The 964-nt window shown below is 46.0% G+C and carries 1 protein-coding gene; it reads right to left on the bottom strand.

Annotated elements, in window-relative coordinates; all coding sequences use genetic code 11:
* Positions 1-195: 195 nt before the first annotated feature.
* A complete protein-coding gene (locus tag B5F27_RS17365) occupies positions 196-882 on the bottom strand; it encodes a hypothetical protein (RefSeq protein WP_242962225.1) in 687 nt (228 codons plus the stop codon).
* Between the last annotated feature and the right edge of the window lie 82 nt (positions 883-964).

Raw genomic sequence — 964 nt, 5'->3', positions numbered from 1 at the left:
CCTATCTTTCGTGACGCAAAAGTTCTTTTGTTTTGGTGCGATCAACAACAGAAGGAATAGTGGTTAATTATTCCCCTTTGTCGCCACATCGGATGGGTTATTTACCCGAGCCTCTGAACGGTCTCTTGTTCAAAGGCCCCTTATATCAGCTCCCAGTCATGGTGCTACTGGGGGTGTTATAAGTAAAGGAATAAGTTAGGCATCAACGCTGGTACGAGTAACAGTGACAGCAATGAAGTTGGTAGAGAATGCCTTCTGCAGGTCATACTCGTTCTCCACATTCACAACACTCACAGACACGACATAGCTGCAATCATACTTGGTGTCAATACCAGAAATCTCATCCACCAGACCATCGGTGAATTTATCATTATCCTTCTCCAGAGCATCAGCAACCTTTTCCATTACCTTGTCCATGCTGACAGAACCATCAATAGCGAACAGAATAGACATCTTATAATCGCCATTCAGGTGCTTGTTGGCATTGCTATCGCTAAAAATATTTTTATTCTGACCCCAAGAGTCGTCGACGTCTGCCTTCTTATTGAAGTCTGCCACAACCTCCTGTACCCAAGGCCACTGATTATCCTTCTTCAAAGTGAGCAGCTTGCTGAAGAAGTGAGCGTTGCTAGCATTGATGTTAGCAGCACCAGCAACAGCAGCCTTCAGAGCAGCTTCATCAGAAGCATTATCCTCGAAGGTGATGTAGTCCTCATCGGCCAGATCCTTCATCTCATCGGCCAGCTTAGCAGAATAACCAGTAGCAGTGCTGGTCTCGGTGCTGGAAGCGGGATCCTTCTTATCGGTGTCGCCACAAGCGGCCAGCATGCTGATGGCCATAACGCCAGCCAGTGCCAGAGAAGCAATCTTCTTGAGTTTCATAATGAATTTTTCCTCCTTAATGGTGTAAAAGATAGAGACCCAAAACAGGTTCAAAGGAAGGTCCTTTCCTTTGTGTGCCTAT

It is taken from the genome of Faecalibacterium sp. An192 (assembly GCF_002160175.1).
Taxonomy (GTDB): Bacteria; Bacillota; Clostridia; order Oscillospirales; family Ruminococcaceae; genus Faecalibacterium.
Note: the sequence above shows the minus strand (reverse complement) of the source record. Positions and strands in the feature narration are given on the sequence as shown.

Coding starts and splice junctions, on each gene's coding strand:
- B5F27_RS17365 (WP_242962225.1), bottom strand. CDS start 882: ATGAAACTCAAGAAGATTGCTTCTCTGGCACTGGCTGGCGTTATGGCC.